Genomic DNA, 20,069 nt, shown 5'->3' with positions numbered 1-20,069 from the left:
TGGCGAGATGGAGCTCGCCGACCTGGAGGACGCCGCCCGCCGCATCACGGGCCACGTCCGGCGTACGCCGGTGCAGGTCGTCGACGCGGGCGACCCCTGGCTGCCGGCGGGCGGCGTGCTGAAGCTCGAGCTGCTCCAGCACACCGGGACCTTCAAGCCGCGGGGCGCGTTCAACCGGATCCTGTCCGCGCGTGAGCGTGGAGAGCTCGACCCGCGCGTCGGCGTGGTGGTCGCCTCCGGAGGCAACGCCGGCCTGGCGAACGCCTATGCCGCTGCGGCGCTCGGCGTACCCGCCACCGTCTTCGTGCCGACCATCGCCTCGCCCACCAAGCTGCGGCGCCTGCATGAGTACGGCGCGGTGGTCGTGCAGGCCGGGACCGAGTACGCCGAGGCCCACGCGGCCGCCCTGGAGCGCGTCGCCGAGACGGGGGCGGTCCACTGCCATGCCTACGACCAGCCGGAGGTCTGCGCGGGAGCGGGCACCCTGGCCCTCGAGCTCCGCGAGCAGCTGGCCGGGCTCGGTCGCGAGGTCGACACGGTCCTGGTCGCGGTCGGCGGCGGCGGGCTGATGGCGGGCGTCGCGACGGCCTTCGAGGGCGACGCCAGGGTCGTGGGCGTCGAGCCGGAGTCGGCACCCACGCTGCACGAGGCGCAGGCCGCCGGCGAGCCGGTCGATGTCGCCGTCTCGGGCGTCGCCGCAGACTCCTTGGGCGCGCGGCGGCTGGGTTCCATCGCCTGGGAGGTGGCCGTGCGGTGCGCGGTCCACGGTGTCCTCGTCGACGACGACGCCATCGTCGAGGCTCGACGGGCCGTGTGGGAGCGCTATCGGGTCGTCCTCGAGGCCGGAGCCGCGGTGCCTGTCGCCGCACTGCTGTCGGGCCGCTACCGCCCCGATCGCGGCGAGCGGCTGGCGGTCGTGCTGTGTGGCGCCAACACCGACCCCTCGGACCTGGTGGCGGCGGCCGGCGTCCCCTCTTGAGCGAGTGCTCAATGACGCGGTAGCCTCGGTTTGAGCACTCGCTCAACCGAGAGGCGCGATGACGTGACGACGAAGGACCGGCTGCTCGCAGCCGCGGCAGCGGCCTTGGCGCAGGACGGGGTCACCGGGGTGTCGGCGCGCACGGTGGCGGCCCGCGCGGAGGTCAACCAGGCCCTGGTCTTCTATCACTTCGGGAGCGTGTCCGGACTGCTCGACGCCGCCGTGCGCCGGTCTGTCGACCTCGCGGTGGCGTCGTACCGCGACCGACTCGCCGACATCACGACCCTGGCCGAGCTGCTGTCCGTCGGCAGGGCGCTGCACGAGTCCGAGCGGCGGTCGGGCAACGTCGCGCAGATGGCGCAGGTGATGGCGGGCGCCATGCGCGACCAGACCCTGGCGGTCGCCGCGCGCTACGCCATGGACCGCTGGACCGCGGAGATCGACGGGGTGCTGACCAGGGTGCTCCCGTCGTCCCCGCTGCACGGGCTGGTCGAGCCGAGCGGGCTCGCCCGGACGATCGCGGCGGGCTTCATCGGGCTCGAGCTCTACGACGCGGTCGACCCCGAGGCCGCCGAGGCGGCGCTGGCCTCCCTCGACACGATCGGCGCCCTCGTGTCGGCGTTCGACGTGCTGCCACCGCTGGCGCTGCGTGCCGTCCGCAACCGCGCCCGGCGGGTGATCGCGCGGACGGCCGCCGCTCGAGGTGGGGCGCGGTGAAGGCCGACGGCGACTCCGTCCCGGCCTTCGTCGGCTGGCTGGTCGTCGGTGCCGTCGAGGGCGCGGCGGTGCTCTCGATCCTGACGATCGGGCCCTTCCTGCTGCTGCTGGCCCTGATCCTCAGCGGGCTCCTGCTGTGGCGGGTCGACTTCGGCTGGGGGATGGCGGGGATGATCAGCGGTGCTGCCCTGCCGGTCGCCTACGTGGCCTGGCTCAACCGAGGCGGACCCGGTCCGGTGTGCTCGTCGTACGCCGACGGTGGCCAGACGTGCACCGACGCCTGGAGCCCGTGGCCCTTCGTGGGAGTGGCGGTCGCGCTGCTGGTGGCGGGCCTGGTGGTGTTCGCGCGCAACCGCGGGTGACCGACACCGAGCTGGCAGACACGTCCTCGGCGTCAGCGGACGATCTGGAAGACCTGGCTGGTCGCGGCTGCTCCGGAGCCGAGGAAGCCGTGTGCTCGCAGACTGGCCAGCTGCTCGGCGATCGAGGCGTCGGGCGACACCTCGGCCGCAGCCGCGCCGTGCACGTAGTGCCCCAGGCGGTGACTGCCCAGCACCGAGCGGCCCGGGTCGTCGAACTGCACCGTGACCTGCTGCCGACTGTCAGCGTTGTCTCGTCCGTCCAGCAGGGGGACGACGTCTCCGCGGTTCTCCAGGGAGAGCACGTGGGAGTGCGCCGGGTAGCCCGGCATGCCGGCGACGGGCGAGCCCGCGGTGACGACGTGGGTCACCCGGAAGCCCGACCCGCGAGCCAGCATCGTCGCGGCCTCCATTCCGCCCAGGCTGTGGCCGACCAGCAGGACGGGGTCTCGAGGGCCGACGCCCGCCCGGGTCATCGCCCGCTCGATGCCCCTGGTGTACGCCGCCGGCTCGCCGGCCATGACGTGCAGGTCGGCCGGCAGGTCGCGGACGTCGCGGTCGTGGCTCCATGGCATGGCAGTCGGGTCGTCGGTGCCGGGGAGGTAGACGATGTAGCGGTCAGGCGCAGCGCCGTCCTCGCGTCGAGCTCGCAGCCGCTGCACCTCGATCGTCCCCTGGTCGCCCGGGCGATCCGCCGGCGAGAGCGCGTTGGTCTGACGCAGATGGCGCAGCAGCCCGGTGAGATCGTCCGGAGCCACCGCGCCCAGCGGGGTGGCGAGGTCGCGACGGCGCACGACGCGCGGCGTCGCCTCCGGTGGGTAGAGCCGGGACAGGTCGGAGGCCGCGTCGGCGACGGTCGGATCGATCGGCGGGACGCCGAGCAGGCCGTCCAGCAGACCGCCCGAGCCGTCCACGGCGTGCTGCACGGCCTCGGGGTGGTCGTCGAGCCACACCTCGAGCTCGCGGCCGAGACGCCGGCGCGTCCGCTCCGACATGAGCCGCCAGGCAGGGGCGGCCACCAGGCCGGCCACGACGAGGGCCGGCGCCGAGAGTCGCGCGGCGTACCCCGCAGCCTCGCCGAGCTGGTCGTCGAGCACGCGGAGCGAGACGGCGACCAGGCGGTCGCACTCCTGGAACGCCGCGACCTCCGCCCGGATGAGCAGGGCGAGGGTCTCGCAGCCGATGGCCTCCTCGAGGATCCCGTGGGCCCCTGTCATCGCCTCGAGGAGGCGCGACTCGGCCTCGGCGAAGGTCACCGGCGACAGCGGCGCGGACTCCACCAGGGCAGGGTCGGCCAGCGCGTGCGCGTCCGCGGCGGCGTGGTCGCGCAGGCGACCGGCGGTGCTGGCGATCCGGTCGGCGAGCTCCTGCATCGCGGGGTACGACGCGGCGAAGCCCTCGACGCCGCCGGTGACCTGGGTGATCGGGGGCAGGCTGCTCCTGGTCACGGGGCCCCCAGCAGCCCGGTCAGCCCGGTCAGCCCGGTCAGTGCCGGCAGACGGGCGGCGGCGTCGGTGGCGTCGGCGGCGAGGCTCCGGGCGGCGTGCTCGACCGCCGTAGCCAGCCCCGAAGCGAGGTCGACCTCCTGGGCATGCCGGTCGAGCGCGGCCGCGGCTGCCTCGTGGACCTCGGCACACGAACGCAGCCCGTGCGCCCGGTCGAGGGCCGCGCGGCGCATCGCCTCGGCGGCCCGACCGGTCCACAGCACGCTCGCGGCTCGGCCGGCGACTCCGTCGCCGGCGAGCCGGAGCTCGGCTGCCCGCTCCCGCAGCTGCCCGGCAAGAGACCGGATCGCGGACGTGTCGACGCCCAAGGTCGTGCTCCTTCCCGTGACCACCGGCGGATCACCGAGCCCCACGGTGCCCCGGGTCGGTGACCTGGGGGAGCCCGCGTCCGCTGCGCTGTGGACAGGGGTGTCCGGAAGGTCGCCGGTAGACTCGGGCATCGCCGCCTGCTCTCCGGTGAGGAGACGTGCCCATGACCTTCGATGTCCACCAGCTCGACGAGTTCGTGCTGGTCGGCGCGGGGGTCACGCTCCTGGCGATCCTCGCGGTGCGGCTCAGCTCCCGAGCGGGCCTGCCCAGCCTGCTGCTCTACCTGCTGATGGGCGTGACGCTCGGCGAGAGCGTCATCGGCATCTCCTTCGAGAACGCCGAGCTGGCACACGCCCTCGGGTTCGCGGCACTGGCGCTGATCCTGGCAGAGGGCGGGCTGACGACGAGCTGGGAGGCCGTGCGACCCTCGATCCGGCTCGGGCTCTCCCTGGCCACCCTGGGCGTCGCGGTCTCCGTGGCGCTGGTCGCGGTCGTCGCCCACCTCGTGCTCGGCCTGTCCTGGCAGCTCTCGGTGCTGCTCGGAGCCGTCACCTCACCCACCGACGCGGCGGCGGTCTTCTCGGTGCTGCGCGGTCTGCCCCTCTCGCCGCGGCTCGTCGGGGCGCTGGAGGCGGAGTCGGGCCTCAACGACGCGCCGACCGTCGTCCTGGTCACCCTGGTCTCGAGTGGCTCGGTGGCGGAGCACGGCATCCCCGCGACCGCGGGCGCGATCGCCTTCGAGCTGGTCGTCGGCGTGGTGGTCGGACTCGCCGTCGGCTTCGGTGGTGCCTGGCTGATGCGCCGAGCCGCGCTGCCGTCGTCCGGCCTCTACCCGCTCGCGGTCCTGTGTCTGGCCCTGCTCGCGTACGGCGCCGCCTCCACCGCGCACGCCTCCGGCTTCGCGGCCGTCTACGTCGGTGCCCTGGTGCTGGGCAACTCCGAGCTGCCGCACCGCACCGCCACGCGCTCGTTCGCCGAGGGAGTCGCCTGGCTCGCCCAGATCGGGCTGTTCGTGATGCTCGGGCTGCTCCTGTCGCCGAGCCGGATCACGTGGTCGGTCGTGGGGATCGCGATCGTCGCCACCCTGCTCCTGATGTTCGTGGCCCGGCCTGTCTCGGTCTGGGTGAGCGCGGTGGTGCAGCCCCTGCCCGTTCGTGAGATCGGGTTCGTCTCGTGGGCCGGCCTGCGCGGCGCGGTGCCGATCGTCCTGGCCACGATCCCGCTGGCACAGCAGGTGCCGGACGCCGAGCGGCTCTTCGACGTCGTCTTCGTGGTGGTGGTGATCTCCACGATGCTGACCGGCCCGACCCTGCCGAAGGTCGCGCGCTGGCTCGGTGTCACGCGCCAGCTGGAGCCGCGCGCACTCGACTTCGAGGTCGCCGCCTTGGAACGGCTCGCGGCCGACATGCTCCAGGTCACCATCAGTCCCGTGTCGCGGCTGCACGGGGTCGAGGTCGGCGAGCTCCGGCTGCCGGAGGGCTCGTCGGTCTCGATGGTCGTGCGAGCCGGAGTCGCGATCGTGCCCGAGCGGGGTACGGTCCTGCGGCGCGGTGACGACCTCCTCGTGGTGACGCCGCGCCAGCTGCGCGAGCCCACGGTCCAGCGCCTGCGCGTCGTCTCGGCGCACGGTCGGCTCGGCCACTGGCTCGGCGACTGAACGCGCCTCGGAGGCTCAGTCGGTCGGCGGTGAGCAGATGGTGACGGCCTTGGTCACGCGCGTCGACTGCTTGCCCTCGACGAGCTGCTGGAACTGCGCGCCGACCACCACGACGACGCCGGGGCCGGAGTACTTCTTGGCCACGATCGCTGCGTGCGGTCCCAGCCGGCTCGCGACCAGCTGGACGGCGGGGTTCTGGCGGTTGTGGGCCCAGATCTGCGCGTAGTGGACGACGGTGCCCTTGGGGGCGTTGCCGACGGAGCCCGGGCCGAAGCCCTGGTCCTCGAAGTCCGAGATCGTGCGCTCGGCGAGACCGGCCCGGTCGCTCGCGTTGAGCACCGTGACCGTGACCTTCGGCGGCGAGACCCGGTCACCGGGCTTCAGGGTCGTCGGATAGCAGGTCTTCGTGGTCGTGGAGTGCGGGAACGGCGTCCTCAGGGCGGCCCACCCCCAGGTGACGCCGATGAACAGCAGCGCGGCCAGGATCGCCAGCGTGATCAGGGTCTTCACGTGCAGGCTGAGGTTCATCCGGTCTCCGCCTGCGTCCGCCCGGTCACGCGTCGACCATCTCGTGCACGCGGGCGTGCAGCACGTGCCGTTGGTGCAGGGCAGCGCGGACGGCTCGGTGCAGGCCGTCCTCGAGGTAGAGGTCGCCGCGCCATCGGACGACGTGGGCGAACAGGTCGCCGTAGAAGGTGGAGTCCTCGTCGAGGAGGGTGTCGAGGCGCAGCGTGTCCTTGGTGGTGACCAGCTCGTCGAGGCGCACCTGACGCGGGGGGAGGGCGGCCCAGGCCCGCGAGGTCAGGTCGTGAGGCGGGTACGGTCGTCCGTCCCCCACCCGCTTGAAGATCACGGCGCGAGTCTACGCAGGGCGCTCGGGGGCCCCGGGTGACTAGATTCCACCAGGTGACCGACAACCCGATCGCCGCGGCCGTTGCCCCGGGATACCAGTTCACCGGCGCTGCCCTGGAGCTGGGCGGCCTGATGCTGGACGAGACGACGCTGTCCGAGGTGCACATCAAGATCCCGCTCGGCATGCTCAACCGGCACGGCCTCGTCGCCGGCGCGACCGGCACCGGCAAGACCAAGACGCTCCAGCTGCTGGCCGAGCAGCTGTCGGCGAACGGCGTGCCGGTCTTCGCCGCCGACATCAAGGGTGACCTGTCGGGGATGAGCACCCCGGGCACCGAGGACGACAAGATCAAGGCGCGCGCCGCGTCGGTCGGGCAGACCTGGCAGGCCCAGGGCTTCCCGGTGACCTACTACGCCCTGGGCGGTCAGGGCACGGGGATCCCGCTGCGGGTGACCATGACGTCGTTCGGCCCGGTGCTGCTGAGCAAGGTCCTGGGCCTCAACGCGACCCAGGAGTCCAGCCTCGGGCTCGTGTTCCACTTCGCCGACCAGGCCGGGCTGCCGCTGCTCGACCTGGGCGACCTCCGCGATGTCGTGAAGTACCTGGTCAGCGACGAGGGCAAGGCCGAGCTGAAGGATCTCGGAGGGCTCTCGAGCGCCACCGCCGGGGTGATCCTGCGCGAGCTGATCACGCTGGAGAGCCAGGGCGCCGACGTGTTCTTCGGGGAGCCGGAGCTCGAGTCGTCGGACCTCCTCCAGGTGACGCCCGACGGCCGCGGCGTGGTCTCGATGGTCGAGCTGCCCAACCTCCAGGACCGGCCCGCGCTGTTCTCGACCTTCCTGATGTGGCTGCTGGCCGACCTCTACCACGACCTGCCCGAGGTCGGAGACCCCGAGAAGCCGAAGCTGGTGTTCTTCTTCGACGAGGCCCACCTGCTCTTCGACGACGCGTCCAAGGCGTTCCTCGACCAGGTCGCGCAGACCGTGCGGCTGATCCGCTCCAAGGGTGTTGGCGTCTTCTTCGTGACCCAGTCGCCGACCGACGTGCCCGACGACGTGCTGGCCCAGCTCGGCTCGCGGGTGCAGCACCAGCTGCGTGCGGCCACGCCCAACGACGCCAAGGCGTTGAAGCAGACCGTGAACACCTACCCCACGTCGTCCTACCCCGACCTGGGCAAGGTGATCTTGTCGCTCGGCATCGGCGAGGCCGTCATCACGGTGATGGACGAGCGAGGCGCCCCCACGCCGGTGGCGTGGACCCGGCTTCGCGCCCCCGAGTCGCTGATGGGGCCGGCTGACGCCTCGGCCATGGAGGCGGCGGTCCGGGCGAGCCCGGGCTGGGCGACGTACTCCCAGGTCGTGGACCGCGAGTCGGCCAGCGAGAAGCTGAAGAACCGGATGGAGGCCGGGGCAGACAAGGCCGCGGCCGAGCAGGCGGCCAAGGGTGGCAGCGGTGGCAGGGCTGCGCCCCAGCCCAAGCCCGCCAAGCCTCAAGACAGCACGTTCGACAAGGTCGTGAAGTCCAGCACCTTCAAGTACGCCGTCCGATACGCCGCGCGCGAAGCGGTGCGCGGGGTCTTCGGCATCGGGCGCCGCTGACCGCCACCCGCTGGCGTCTCACCCCACCGGTTCGCGCCACGCGACCTGGACGGCCTCGACGCCGCGGTCGCGGGTGACCAGACGCCCGCGGCCGGGCCGGGCCGGGGCGGGGCGCACGCCACCGAGCAGGGGGCCCTCGTCCGGGCTGCCGGACAGGACGAGCCCGGGGGTCGCCAGGTCGCGCAGCGTCTGGAGGACGGGTTCGTACAGCGCCCGCGAGGCTCCTCCGGACCGGCGCGCCACCGCGAGATGGAGCCCCACGTCGCGTGCCTGGGCCAGCAGGGGTTGCAGCACCTGGAGTGGTGAGCCCTGGCTGGTCGCCACCAGGTCGTAGTCGTCGACCACGACGAAGACCTCCGCTCCGGACCACCACGAACGGCTCCGCAGCTGGTCGGAGCTGACCGCGTCGCCGGGGAGGCGGCACTCGAGGTACGAGGCGAGCTCGTCCAGGACGGGACCCGCCTGCGCCGCCGAGGTGAGGTAGTGCAACAGGTGGCGGTCCGGGACCTCGTCGAGCAGCGAGCGACGGTAGTCGACGACGACCAGCTGGGCTTGCTCCGGCGACCGGGACCGGATGACCTCGTGGAGGTAGCCGCGCAGGGCGGCGGTCTTCCCCGACCCGCCGTCACCGAAGACGATCCAGTGCGGCTCGACGTCGGGGTCGAGGCCCGTGGGCGCCAGCTCCCGCTCCTCGACGGCCATGAGCAGTCGCCCGGGCAGCGCCGCGGACGCGGCCAACCCCGAGCGCAGCTCGGCCTCGGGCAGCAGGTCGGGCAGGAGCCGCAGCGGGGGTGCGGGTGGGCCGGGCCATGCCGCGGCGACCTGCCGGACCAGCGACGCGACACCGACAGCGAGGGTCGCCGGGTCGCGGTCGTCGTCGATGCGGGGAAGGGCGGTCAGGAAGTGGTGCCCGCTCGGGTCGATGCCGCGCCCGGGCCGGCCCGCCGGGACCGACGCCGCTCGGCCCCGGTCGAGCTCGGAGTCCATCGGGTCCCCCAGCCGCAGCTCGAGCCGGGTGCCGAAGAGGTCGCGCATCCCGGCTCGGTAGTCGGCCCAGCGCGACGCCGAGGTGAGCAGGTGGAAGCCGAAGGCAAGACCCCGGGAGGCGAGCTGGTGCAGGTCGCGCTCGACGTCCTCGAAGTCGTTGCGCAGGGCACCCCACCCGTCGACGACGAGGAAGACCTCGCCGTAGCCGTCGTCGGGGGAGTGGCGGGCGCCCTCGCGTCGGTCGACGATGGCGGTCGCCTCGGCGACGACTCGGCCGACGACGTCGGGCTCGGCCCGCGTGCCGACTCCGCACAGGTGCGGCAGCCCGTGCAGCCCGGCGAACGTGCCGCCGCCGAGGTCGAGGACGAACACCTGGCTCTCCCGGGGCGTCGTCATCAGCGCGAGACCGCTGACCAGCGTGCGCAGCAGGGTGCTCTTGCCGCTGAGGGGTCCGCCGACGACGGCGACGTGGCCGCCGGCTCCCGTCAGGCTCACGGTCAGCGGGTCGCGGCGTTGCTCGCGGGGACGGTCGACCACGCCGATCGGCACCGTGAGGACGCCGCCGGCGCGCCAGCGTCGCGACCCGAGTCCCAGCTCGGGATCGGTGGCGAGGCCCCCCACCAGGGCACCGAGCGTCTCGGACCGATCGAGGGGCGGGAGCCAGATCCGGTGGGTGGCCGGGGGCACCCCGGCCATCGCGGTGACGACGACGTCCAGCAGCGACGCTCGACCGGAGCCCTGGCCGGGTCCCGCCTCGCGCTCCGGTGCCGAGGGAGAGCTGTCCACCGTGGCGATCGTCCACGGCAGGAGGTCGGAGGTGGCCGGAGCCGTCTGCCGACTCGTCGGGGGCGGCGTCGGGTCAGGCGCGGGGCCCGAGACGTAGCCCGCGTGGAACCTCAGGATCGACGACGGTCCCGACCTCAGGAGGCCGACCCCCGGCCTGGCCGGCAGCTCGTAGGCGTCCGGGACCCCGAGCACGGCGCGCGACTCCTGCGCCGAGAAGGTCCGCAGCCCGACGCGGTAGGAGAGGTGTGACTCGAGCCCTCGAAGTCGTCCTTCCTCGAGCCGCTGCGAGGCCAGCAGCAGGTGCAGCCCCAGGGAGCGACCGAGCCGCCCGATGGCGGCGAAGAGGTCGGCGAACTCCGGCTTGGCCTCGAGCAGCTCGGAGAACTCGTCGACCACGACCAGCAACGACGGCAGCGGCGCGAGCGGAACGCCGGCGGCCCGCGCGCGGTCGTAGTCGCGCAGGGACGCGTAGCCTCCCGCGTCGCGCAGCAGCTCCTGTCGCCGGACCAGCTCTCCGGACAGGGCGTCGCGCATCCTCTCGACCAGGACCAGCTCCTGCTCCAGGTTGGTGATCATGGCCGAGACGTGGGGCATCGCCGACATTCCCGCGAACGTCGCGCCGCCCTTGAAGTCGACGAGCACCAGGGCGAGCTGCTCGGGCGAGTGCGTGGCGGCGAGTCCGAGCACGAGCGTGCGCAGCAGCTCCGACTTGCCCGACCCGGTGGCACCGACCACCAGACCGTGTGGGCCCATGCCGTGCTGGGCCGACTCCTTGAGATCCAGGTGGACGGGCCTGCCGTCGTCGTCGACGCCGATCGGCACGCGCAGCAGCTCGCGTCCACGTCGTGGCCGCCAGCCGGTGCCGACGTCGTAGCGATGGCCGTCGTGGAGGCCCAGCAGGGCCATCGGGTCGGGCCGGCGTCCAGGACCGGCCCGGGAGGGGACTGCCCCGGGGCTCGCCGTCAGCCGCCGGGCCAGCGCCTCGGCCGTCGCCAGGGCACAGGAGTCACCCACGACCCGGGCGGCGTCGGCGCTGCCTCGGCTGACCAGGATCGTCGGCCCTGCGGAGTGCGGCCCGACGGGCCCTTCGATCTCCAGGCGGAGCGCGTCGGGGTGGTCCGCCGCCCGGTGCTCACCACCGACGCGGACCACGGTCACGGCGTCCGCCCCGCCGGGAGCGATCGGCTGCTGCTCGGTGGTGCCGTCGACCACCAGCAGGAGGTGGGGACCCGAGGAGAGCAGGCCCCTCAGCTCGTCGGCGTCGGTGGCGACCGTCCGGCGGGGGCCCAGGGCGTCTGAACATCGGGTGGAGCGCGCGTGCGGCAGCCACTTCACCCAGTCCCAGGCGCCCAGTGTCTCCGGCTGTGCCAGGACGGCGACGGTCAGGTCGCGGGGGGAGTGAGAGGCCGCGGCCGAGCAGATCATGGCCAGGGCGAGCGAGCGGGCGGCCGCGCTCGGCCCCACGAGCTCGATCCGTCGGCATCCCCGGAGGTCGACCACGACCGGGAGACCTCGCTGGACGCGATGGACGGCGAGGAGCCGGGCCAGCGCGGTGGCGGCGACCGGGTCGACCCGGTCTGGTCCGGCCTGCTCCGGCGTGACGAGCTCGAGGGCGAGTGGACGCGCACCCACGCCGTACCGCACCCGGAGGAACTCCGGGTCGGTCGCGGGGAGCTCCCGAAGCCGTGATCGCTCCTCGGCCAGGGCCGGGAGAGCAGCCGGGGCGGGATGGTCACGGAGGAGAGCCAGGCGCTGCTGTCCCGCCGCCTCGCGGACCTTCGCCCGGACGACGGCGAGGTGGGCGAGGTAGCGGGCGCGGGAGCCGTCGACGCGCTGCCGCCTCCTACCGCGCTGACGGTCCAGCTGCACGAGGAGGAACCCCACCGTGGTGACCAGGAGGATCCCGGCGACGAGGAGGCTGCGGCCCCGGCCGCCGGTCGCAGACCCGCTCATGAGGGCGACCATGGCGACCGACCCGAGACCGCCGAGCATCGAGACGGCGTGGCCGAGGACGCCGGCGCTGTCGGTGTCCGGGAGCTCCGGCGGGGGGTCGATCTCGACCCTGCCGGCAGGCATGGGAGGTGGCTCGGCCGCGTGAGCCCGCGCGGTGATGCTCAAGGTCCCTCCCGAGAACGACTGCTGGCGAGAGTAGGGCGGTCGACGACCGTGGCGCGGAACCCATCCACAGGTGGGGTCACACGACCGTGTCGAGCGGGGCCTGTGGATGACCGCCGATGCCCGCGCGCGACTTCCCCCAAGGTGGTCCCCGTGCCCGGTCGGGGCACACGGCGACGCGGTCCAGCGCCGCGCTGAGGGAAGGAGGCGGCGACATGCCGCCAGCACCAGAGATGGGACAAGGGCACGGCACTCTCTCGACAGCGGCCGGGATGGTGGCCGATGCGCGAAGCGACCTCGACCGGCTCGACCGTGAGCTCGTCGACCACATCGACATCGCGAGATCGGCCTGGGCAGGCAGGGGCGGCTCGGCGTTCTCGGCGCTCGGCCAGGCCTGGGCGGAGAAGCAGCGCACGATCGTCGGCGCGCTCGACCGGTTCGAGTCGTCCCTGCGCTCGACCGAGAAGGACAACCTCGGCACCGACGAGGTCCAGTCGGCCGCCTTCGGTCGACACCAGCAGCGCCTCGGCTGACCGCCCGGCGACCCTCGACAAGGAACAGGAGCCACCATGGAGCTCGACGCACTGAAGGTGAACCACGCGGGACTCGACCAAGTCGCAGACGACCTGATGCGGGTCGTCCTGCGCATCGACGCCCGGATGGGCCGTCTCGACCACGAGCTGGCGCCGTTGAGGTCGAGCTGGATCGGCGAGGCGCAGCGGGCCTATGCCGTGTCGAAGAGACGCTGGGATGCCGCCATCGGTGAGATGCGCGACCTCCTGCGGAGCACGTCTGCCCAGGTGTCGTCTGCGAACGCCGACTACCGAGCCGCCGACGCCCGCGGTGCCAGGGCCTTCGACATCTGAGCGCGGCATGACGACGACCACCCTGGTGCGGGTCACGGTCATCGGCGGCACCCGTCGGGTCGACCTGGCCGTGCCGGGCTCCGTTCCGGTCGCCGAGCTCCTTCCCGGGCTCGCTCGCGCTCTCGGGGCTCTCGACGACGACGTCCTCCAGGGCGGCTTCCGCCTGACGACGCAGGACGGGCGGATCCTGGCACCGGATGCAGGGCTCGCCGCGCAGGGCGTCGCAGACGGCGGGCTCCTGGCTCTCGTGGCCGCCGGTGGCGTCGACGAGCCGATGGTGCACGACGATCTGGTCGACGCGATCTGCGAGGCGGTCACGAGCGAGCTCGCGAGCTGGGATCCGGCGCTCGGGGTGCTCGCGGCCAGGGCGACGTCCGTGCTCCTGCTCACGGTTGGCGCCCTGTCGCTGGCCCGCGACCCGTCGACGGCGGGCGGCGTCGGCGCGGCCCTGGCCGCGGTCGGGCTGACGCTGGCCGGCGTCGTCGTCTCGCGGTGCACCCGCGAGCGGCACCTCACGGTCGCGGTGTCCCTCGTCCTCACCGGATGCGTCTATGCCGCCGTAGCCGGTGGGCGTCTCCTGGTTGGCACGCGGTTCCACCCGCCTGTGCTCTGCGCGGCGGGACTCGCCTCCGCAGTGGTGGGACTGATCGCCGTGCTCGGCCTCGACCGGGGGCGGGTGCTCGCCCTGCCCCCGGTGATGGTCGGGACCGTCCTGGTCGCGACCGGGATGGCGTCGCGGGTGCTGTCGCTGGCCCCGACCGTCGTGCTGAGCATGGTCCTGGTGCTCGCGGTGGCGGCGGGAGACCTGGTACCCGCCGCGGTGCTGGCCTGCGCCGGCGTCGGCTCCGAGCCCCTGGTCGGCGGCACGGGGGCGTTGGACGCCGGAGGCGTCGACCTCGCCCGCCTCTCCTGCGACCTGCGACTCGCCTCCGACCTGCTGGTGTCGATGTCCGCGACGCTGGGAGCTCTGGTGGTGCTCGCCGCACCGTTCGCCGTGGCGCGAGGCGCCGCCGGGCTCCTGGTGGCGGTGCTGGGGTGCGTCGTCGTGATGCTCCGCACCCGGCGCCACCGCTCATCGGCCCCGGTGGTGGTCGGACTCTCGACCGGCTCGCTGGGCCTCCTCGCGACCCTCGCAGCGGCGTGGTGGCTGCACCCGGGATGGCACGGGCCGCTGCGCGCCACCCTGGTCGCGACCGGGGCCTGCGCGCTGGCGGTGACGGCGTTGCGACCCCCGGGCCCGGCACAGCGGGAGCGCATGGTCGGGGCTCTGGAGTCCGTGGTCGTCGTCGCGCTGGCGCCCGCCCTGGTGGTCGCGTGCGGGTTGTTCTCGATGGCCCGCCGATAGGGACGCGGCGATGGTGACCGGACGAGACCTGGGGGATGCGCACGCGTTCGCGCGCCGAAGGCTGGTGGCAGCCTTCGTCGGTGGCCGGTCCCCGGACCGGCCAGCGACGGGGCTCGGCCGCCGGTTGGTGGGCGGCGTGCTGGTGGGCGGCCTGCTGCTCACGGGAGCAGCGGTCGGCAAGGTGATGGCGGCCCAGGCTCAGGCGCCGGGGACGGCCACCGCCCCCGAGGCCGGCCCGTGCCGCTTGGTGGCGACGAGCCGGACGACGTACGTCGTGCGGACCTTGCGGGCCTTGAGCGCGAAGGACGCCGAGCCGTCGGCGCCCAAGGCGCCGTGCCGCATCCGCACCAGCCTCCCGCCGAGCCGTCTGAACACCACGACCTTGTCTCCCGCACGTGCCCCGGACGCAGACGCGGTGACCTCGGTCGTGGAGCCGTCCCGCTGCCCGGCGACCGAGATCGAGGGCTGCTCCACGACTCGCCAGGTCGCGCTGTGGACGCGATGGTCGGTCCGCAGCCGGAAGCGAGACGTCGCCGCGATCGCCGGAGTCAGGATCGCGACGTGCCCGGACGAGTCGCTGACGGCGTGTCCCACAGGTCGCCAGCGGACCGGGCCGCGACGCAGCAGCACGACCTTGTGGCCGGGCAGCACGTCGCCGTTGGCCGAGGTCACGGTTCCGTCGATCGCGACGGTGCCTCCCGGCGCGGTCCGCGCGGCGGCCCCGGCGATCGTCACCGCCGCGGGGCGAGGTGGGATCACCACGAGGCGTGCCCGCACGCCGGCGTGCCGCTTCGTCGGCAGGAGCACCACGACGTACGCCGCGCGCCGGCGCGGGGTGGCCACCGAGATGGTGGCCGACCCCGTGTCATCGAGGCGAGCACGGCGCACGGGCACGGTGTGGCCGGGGGTATGGCGCAGCACCCGGACCCGGTCGCCGACGGTGGCGCCTTGGACCGAGGGCACGAGCTCGGTCGTCGAACCGCCGACATCGGACGAGACGGTCAGGAGGGGCACCATCCGCAGCAGCCAGGGCGAGCTGTGCACGCCCGGGTCCGCGTGCCAGCGATATCTCGCTGAGCTGGAGACCGGTGGCGTGGTCGCGGTCGCCAGACCGGTGGCGTCGGTCGTGACCTGCTCGACCGGGCGCCAGTGCCGGGGCCCGCGCACCTGGAGCACGACGACGTGGCCCGGCAGGGCCGAGCCCGTCGCGCCGGTGACGAGCCCGGAGAGCGTCGTGGTCTGGCCGATCCCGACGCGGTGCGAGGCGGCGCTCATCGACATGGCCGAGGCGGTCGCGCCAGCGGAGGTCGGTGGCGTGGTGACGCCTCCGGTCGGCTCGGTCGAGGGGGAGCCACTCGGCCCCGTCGACTGGCCGGGCGCCCCGGAGCGACTGCCCGTGCTCGGGCTGGCTCCCGATGTCGGGCCGCCCGAGGTCGCGGAGGCCGTGGGTGCGCTGCTCGGTCCGGTCGGGGTCGAGCCGCCCGACCCCGGTGCTGCCGAGCCGGAATGCGCCGGGCCGGTGCCCGACGCGTCCGGACGGCCCACCCCGGGGGCTGGTGCACCCACCAGGCTGTGGGCGATCCGCTGCACGGGGTCGGGCAGGTTGCCGGTGTACGCCGCGGCGACACCGCTGGTCAGGGCGACCGTGACGACGACCGCCGTACCCCCGGCGCCGAGTCGGCCGGCGGCCCGACGCGGCAGCGAGCGGACGTTGGACCGGCCCGCCTCGCGGAACGCCGCGGTGTACCGCTCCTCGTCGGCGAGCTCGGAGGCGGTGCCCGGTGCGCGCAGCGCGCGGACCAGGTCGTCGTCGGCCCAGGGGGCCAGGTCGTCCGGTCCGGACGGGGGACGCTCGGTCATCTCACACCACCTCTCGGGTCGCTTTGGCCCGCGGGTCTCGGGACAGGGACTTCAGCGCCCGGTGTACGGCCACGCGGACCGCACCAGGCTTCTTGCCGACCAGCTCGGCGACGGCCGCGACGTCGAGGCCCGCCACCACGCGGAGCATGACCATCTCGGCCTGCTCGGGCGGGAGCGATGCCACCAGCCGCAAGGCCGCCGCGGTCGCCTCGCGCTCGACGGCGAGCTGCTCGGCGCTCGGGACGCTCGCGGCCCGGGTGTCATGCGGCTCGGCGACCGGTACGGCGGGACGGGCGGAGCGGGCCCGGCCCTGGTCGACGGCTCGATGGCGGGCCACGGTGAAGAGCCAGGCTCGGAACTCCGCGGTCCCGCCGGAGAAGCCCCGGAGGTCACGGACGACCTGGAGCCAGGTCTCGGCCGCGATGTCCTCCGGGGCGTCGTCACCGCGGACGGCCAGGTAGCGCAGCAACGGAGGGTGGAGCGTCCGCCACAGCTCCGCGAAGCCGGCCTCGTCCCCTCGCCGTGCGCGGTCCAGTGCCCCGTCGAGGGCCCCCTCGAGCGCTCGGTCGAGCGGGTCCGCGGCAGGCTGGCGCCCACCAGGCCGATCCCCCGTGGAGTCGGACTGGTGGGCGGCCTGTGCATCAGCCCGGTGGGGCGGGCGTTCCAGCGCCGGTCCCTCGCGTGGTCGGACGTCGGCCTCAGGAGACGACGGTCCCGCTGATGCTCGGCGCGAACCGCGGCCCACCCGCATACGCGAGACGGTAGCTGGTCCCCGGGCTGGTCGGCTCGTGGAACCTCGCAACTCCTGCCTTGCCGGTCTTGACCGTCCCGACGTCGGTCCAGTCAGCGGCGCCCGACGCCTCGGACTGGAGGGTCACCATGCGGTGGGCCAGCGTGTGTCCGCCGCCGCGCAGCGTCCCGCTCACGACGTAGTCGCTCGACGTCGCGCGGCCGCGGATCGACAGCGACGACGGCCGCATGACACTGACGCGCGCCGGCCCGCTCAGGGCTGCCCGAATGCCGGGCGCGTGCACGAGACGCAGCCGGTAGGCCGTGGTGACCGGCGGGGCCTCGGTGAAGGACACCGTGCCGTCGTCGGCCGTCGTCCCGGTCTCGACCACCTTCAGATGACGCTGGCCGGCCTTGCGGGCCAGCAGCTGGATGGTCGCGCCGGCGATCGGCGTGCCCTCGTCGCTCGCGGTCCCCGAGATCGTGGCGCTCTCTCCGCGAGTGACCTGGGTCGGGTCGGCCGAGATGGTGACCTCGGGCCGGTCCTGCACCCGGACGACGGCGCTGCGTGCGGGCCGCAACAGCGGCGTGCCGAGGAAGACCAGACGGTAGGCCGTCGGCTCACCCGGGCTGACCTTGAAGGCGACTCCGCCGTCTCGGCGTGTCCAGTGGACGCCCTCGAAGGTCCAGTCGTCGGCACCCTTGGTGTGCGACACGAGGAGCACGTGCCGATGTCCGAGGGGCACGCGGCCCGCGCGCAGGTGCCCGCGCACCACGTCGGTCCCGTTCTCGCGGACGACGCGGCGCACGGCGCGGACGGACAGCGAGGTCCGGATCCGCGTGGGCGGGTGCTGGGAAGTGCGCACCCGGATCGTGGCGACGCCGCTCACGCTGGGGCGGGCGTCGGTGTCGCCGGCGTAGTGCCAGCGGTAGCGGGTGGTGACGTCGGGGGTCACCTTCAGCACGAGGCCGCCGTGCGTGCGGGCGGTCGCCGTGCCGACGGGGACGAACGAGTCCGTGCCGGCGGCTCGCGCCTCGAGGGTCACCGTCCGGCCGGCGGGGCCGGCGGCGCCGTGGACCCCGAGGTCGCCGGAGACGCGCTCGCTGCCACCGGGCTTGACCGCGGCGTGCGCGGTGCGGATCGAGAGCGAGGTGGCGGCGCGCGAGTCGGCGTTCGCCTGGAACGCCGGCAGGGTGGCCATGCCGAGGCCGGCGGCTACGGCCACGGCTGCGGCCGTGCTTCGTCGCAGAGCGGTCAGGCTCATGGAGCTCCTCCTGGGATGAGGCTGGATGGGGTTGCCGCGCCGGTCGGCACGTGTGTCATCTCAGGAAGCGGATAAGGCGCTGTCGGCGTTACAGGCCCCGGGCCGGCGCACTCATGGGGAACGCACGAGAGCCCCGGCGTGTGCGTAACGCACCGGGGCTCTCGGAGTGGCCGGGCCGTGAATGTCTACCATATTAGTAGACAAAGCATGCGAGCGCAATCCCGCCCGCCCGGCGCGGGTGGTCTCGGGATCAGGAGATAATCCCGGCCATGCGGATCCTCGTCTCCGGTGGCGCCGGCTTCATCGGCTCGCACACCACACTCCAGCTGATCGCGGCCGGCCACGATGCGGTGGTGGTCGACGACTTCAGCCGCAGCAAGCGCTCGGTGCTGCCGCGCCTGGAGGCGCTCGCCGGCCGGCCGATCGAGGTGAGGGTGGTCGACCTCACCGACCGCGCAGCCACCGACGAGCTCGTCGCCGGAGGGTCCTTCGACGCCGTGATCCACTTCGCCGGACTCAAGGCCGTCGGCGAGTCCGTCGAGAAGCCGCTCGACTACTACCGCGTCAACATCGGGTCGACGCTCTCCCTGCTCTCGGCCATGGGCCGGCACGGCGTGGCCCGCATCGTCTTCTCGTCGTCGGCCACGGTGTACGGCGCGGATGCGGCGGTGCCGATGAAGGAGGACCTCCCGACCTCGGCGACCAACCCGTACGGCTGGACGAAGGTCATGCAGGAGCAGATCCTGCGCGACGCCGCCGTCGCCGACCCCACCCTGCGGGTGGCGCTGCTGCGCTACTTCAACCCGGTCGGCGCGCACGCCTCGGGGACGATCGGGGAGGACCCCTCGGGCATCCCCAACAACCTGATGCCGCTGATCGCCCAGGTCGCCGTCGGACGCCGCGACCGGGTGCTGATCTACGGCGACGACTACCCCACGCCCGACGGCACCGGTCGCCGCGACTATCTCCACGTCGAGGACCTCGCTGCCGGTCACGTCGCGGCGCTGGACCGGATCGGCTCGGTGGCCGCCGGCGTCTCGACCTGGAACCTCGGCACGGGTACGCCGACCTCGGTCAAGGAGATGCTCGACTCGTTCTCCCGGGCCTGCGGTCACGAGCTGCCCGTCGAGGTCGCGCCGCGGCGTCCCGGCGACATCGCCGAGTCGTACGCCGACCCCTCGCTGGCCGAGGCCGAGCTCGGCTGGCGGGCGACGCGCACGATCGACCAGATGTGCGCCGACACCTGGCGGTGGCAGTCGAGCAACCCCGACGGCTACCCGGACTGAGCGGGCCGACCGGGGCGGCCCGAGCCGCTCGGCTCAGTCCGCCTCGCGATCCAGGATCTGGACGCGGTTGATCCCCGGCAGCATCGCGAGGTCGGAGATCACCGTGCCCACCGCGCACGTCGGCGGAAGGGCGAGCTCGAGGCGGAGCCGGCGCGAGCCGACGCCGTGGTCGTCGCGAACGTCGACGCCGCCGACCGAGGTGCCCGAGGAGCGGATGGTGGCCAGGACCGGGGCGAGAGCCCCGGAGCCGGTGGGGTACTCGACCTCGACCTCGATATGGCGCCGTCCGCCGAGGGACTGGGGACGGACCCGGAGTCCGACCAGGGCGACCAGCACGAAGGCGGTCCCGATCGCCACGGCCCGGTAGGCGCCGAGAGCGGCCCCGACGCCGACGGACGCGGCCAGCCACAGCGTGGCCGCCGTGGTCAGCCCTCGGATGCCGGCCCGGTCGCGGATGATCGCCCCGGCGCCGATGAAGCCGATGCCGGAGGCGACCTGGGCGGCGATCCTGGTGGGGTCGACCGGCGCCGTGTGCACCGTGTCGCCGAAGGCGGAGACGCCGCCGAGGGAGAACATCGCCGCGCCCATGGCGACCAGGACGTGGGTGCGCATGCCGGCCGCGGCGTGGCCGAGGTACTCGCGCTCGGCCCCGATCGCCAGGCCCGCGACGAACGCGATGCCCAGGCGCACCATGATCTCAGCTGTGCTCACGTCATCGCCTCGCCGTGACTCCGCACCTGTGCGTCATGCGCAACGGACCTCCCGATGCGCAACAAGTATCGGGAGATCGCGAGAGGCGGGTCAAGGAGCTGTCCGGGTGGCGGAGGATGCGGGATTCGAACCCGCGAGGGCT

Annotated in this window: 18 protein-coding genes; 9 read left to right on the top strand and 9 right to left on the bottom strand. The window is 73.8% G+C overall.

Translation table 11 applies throughout. From position 1 onward, the window contains the following. The first annotated feature begins 7 nt into the window (after positions 1–7). The 3 genes from VHW64_RS03075 to VHW64_RS03065 all read left to right on the top strand — a co-directional run bounded on the left by VHW64_RS03075 (position 8) and on the right by VHW64_RS03065 (position 2,058). Positions 8–979 (top strand): threonine/serine dehydratase, encoded by a 972-nt coding sequence (locus VHW64_RS03075; RefSeq protein ID WP_329649039.1) that lies wholly within the window; start codon positions 8–10, stop codon positions 977–979. A gap of 63 nt (positions 980–1,042) precedes the next feature. Continuing rightward, entirely contained in the window at positions 1,043–1,696 is a 654-nt protein-coding gene (locus tag VHW64_RS03070; protein WP_329649038.1) for a TetR/AcrR family transcriptional regulator, read from the top strand. Further along, positions 1,693–2,058, top strand: coding sequence for a hypothetical protein (locus VHW64_RS03065; protein ID WP_329649037.1), 366 nt, complete (start codon positions 1,693–1,695; stop codon positions 2,056–2,058). Before VHW64_RS03070 ends, VHW64_RS03065 begins: the two co-directional genes overlap by 4 nt. A 32-nt stretch (positions 2,059–2,090) precedes the next feature. On the opposite strand, the gene VHW64_RS03060 is transcribed toward VHW64_RS03065, so the two are convergent. Both VHW64_RS03060 and VHW64_RS03055 read right to left on the bottom strand, forming a co-directional pair. Further along, positions 2,091–3,503: a lipase family protein gene (locus VHW64_RS03060; RefSeq protein ID WP_329649036.1), complete on the bottom strand. Its 1,413-nt coding sequence runs from the start codon at positions 3,501–3,503 to the stop codon at positions 2,091–2,093. Next, positions 3,500–3,868: a hypothetical protein gene (locus tag VHW64_RS03055; RefSeq protein WP_329649035.1), complete on the bottom strand. Its 369-nt coding sequence runs from the start codon at positions 3,866–3,868 to the stop codon at positions 3,500–3,502. Before VHW64_RS03055 ends, VHW64_RS03060 begins: the two co-directional genes overlap by 4 nt. A 164-nt stretch (positions 3,869–4,032) precedes the next feature. Between VHW64_RS03055 and VHW64_RS03050 the strand changes: the two genes are divergently transcribed. Next, positions 4,033–5,526 carry a potassium/proton antiporter gene (locus VHW64_RS03050; protein ID WP_329649034.1) on the top strand — a complete coding sequence of 498 codons (1,494 nt, stop codon included), beginning with the start codon at positions 4,033–4,035 and terminating at the stop codon, positions 5,524–5,526. Between the two features lie 15 nt (positions 5,527–5,541). Here the strand turns inward: VHW64_RS03050 and VHW64_RS03045 are convergent, their stop codons facing one another. Continuing rightward, on the bottom strand, positions 5,542–6,054 hold the full coding sequence (locus VHW64_RS03045; RefSeq protein ID WP_329649033.1) for a LytR C-terminal domain-containing protein: 513 nt from the start codon (positions 6,052–6,054) through the stop codon (positions 5,542–5,544). 25 nt (positions 6,055–6,079) lie between these two features. Further along, positions 6,080–6,379 (bottom strand): type II toxin-antitoxin system VapB family antitoxin, encoded by a 300-nt coding sequence (locus VHW64_RS03040; protein ID WP_329649032.1) that lies wholly within the window; start codon positions 6,377–6,379, stop codon positions 6,080–6,082. 53 nt (positions 6,380–6,432) lie between these two features. Between VHW64_RS03040 and VHW64_RS03035 the strand changes: the two genes are divergently transcribed. After that, complete coding sequence (locus tag VHW64_RS03035) at positions 6,433–7,977, top strand: helicase HerA-like domain-containing protein (protein WP_329649031.1); 1,545 nt, start codon at positions 6,433–6,435, stop codon at positions 7,975–7,977. A gap of 18 nt (positions 7,978–7,995) precedes the next feature. Here VHW64_RS03035 and eccCa read toward each other — a convergent pair whose 3' ends face one another. Beyond that, positions 7,996–11,826, bottom strand: a complete 3,831-nt coding sequence (gene eccCa, locus VHW64_RS03030) for a type VII secretion protein EccCa (RefSeq protein WP_329649030.1) — start codon at positions 11,824–11,826, stop codon at positions 7,996–7,998. A gap of 254 nt (positions 11,827–12,080) precedes the next feature. On the opposite strand from eccCa, the gene VHW64_RS03025 reads away from it, so the two are divergent. The 3 genes from VHW64_RS03025 to VHW64_RS03015 are packed head-to-tail and all read left to right on the top strand — an operon-like array spanning position 12,081 to position 14,076. Beyond that, entirely contained in the window at positions 12,081–12,398 is a 318-nt protein-coding gene (locus VHW64_RS03025) for a WXG100 family type VII secretion target (RefSeq protein WP_329649029.1), read from the top strand. Positions 12,399–12,434: 36 nt separating this feature from the next. Further along, positions 12,435–12,731: a WXG100 family type VII secretion target gene (locus tag VHW64_RS03020; protein ID WP_329649028.1), complete on the top strand. Its 297-nt coding sequence runs from the start codon at positions 12,435–12,437 to the stop codon at positions 12,729–12,731. A gap of 7 nt (positions 12,732–12,738) precedes the next feature. Next, positions 12,739–14,076 carry an EsaB/YukD family protein gene (locus VHW64_RS03015; protein WP_329649027.1) on the top strand — a complete coding sequence of 446 codons (1,338 nt, stop codon included), beginning with the start codon at positions 12,739–12,741 and terminating at the stop codon, positions 14,074–14,076. A gap of 198 nt (positions 14,077–14,274) precedes the next feature. On the opposite strand, the gene VHW64_RS03010 is transcribed toward VHW64_RS03015, so the two are convergent. The 3 genes from VHW64_RS03010 to VHW64_RS03000 are packed head-to-tail and all read right to left on the bottom strand — an operon-like array spanning position 14,275 to position 17,930. Next, a complete protein-coding gene (locus VHW64_RS03010; protein ID WP_329649026.1) occupies positions 14,275–15,936 on the bottom strand; it encodes a hypothetical protein in 1,662 nt (553 codons plus the stop codon). A 1-nt stretch (position 15,937) separates the two neighbouring features. Further along, positions 15,938–16,687: an RNA polymerase sigma factor gene (locus tag VHW64_RS03005; protein WP_329649025.1), complete on the bottom strand. Its 750-nt coding sequence runs from the start codon at positions 16,685–16,687 to the stop codon at positions 15,938–15,940. After that, a complete protein-coding gene (locus tag VHW64_RS03000; RefSeq protein WP_329649024.1) occupies positions 16,635–17,930 on the bottom strand; it encodes a carboxypeptidase-like regulatory domain-containing protein in 1,296 nt (431 codons plus the stop codon). Before VHW64_RS03000 ends, VHW64_RS03005 begins: the two co-directional genes overlap by 53 nt. A 269-nt stretch (positions 17,931–18,199) precedes the next feature. Here VHW64_RS03000 and galE point away from each other — a divergent pair, with 269 nt between their 5' ends. Continuing rightward, complete coding sequence (gene galE, locus VHW64_RS02995) at positions 18,200–19,216, top strand: UDP-glucose 4-epimerase GalE (protein ID WP_329649023.1); 1,017 nt, start codon at positions 18,200–18,202, stop codon at positions 19,214–19,216. Between the two features lie 33 nt (positions 19,217–19,249). Here the strand turns inward: galE and VHW64_RS02990 are convergent, their stop codons facing one another. Continuing rightward, positions 19,250–19,927: an MgtC/SapB family protein gene (locus tag VHW64_RS02990; protein WP_329649022.1), complete on the bottom strand. Its 678-nt coding sequence runs from the start codon at positions 19,925–19,927 to the stop codon at positions 19,250–19,252. Positions 19,928–20,069: the final 142 nt, after the last annotated feature.

Source organism: Nocardioides sp. (assembly GCF_036267815.1).
Lineage (GTDB): Bacteria > Actinomycetota > Actinomycetes > Propionibacteriales > Nocardioidaceae > Nocardioides.
This window is presented reverse-complemented; position numbering and strand designations above follow the sequence as displayed.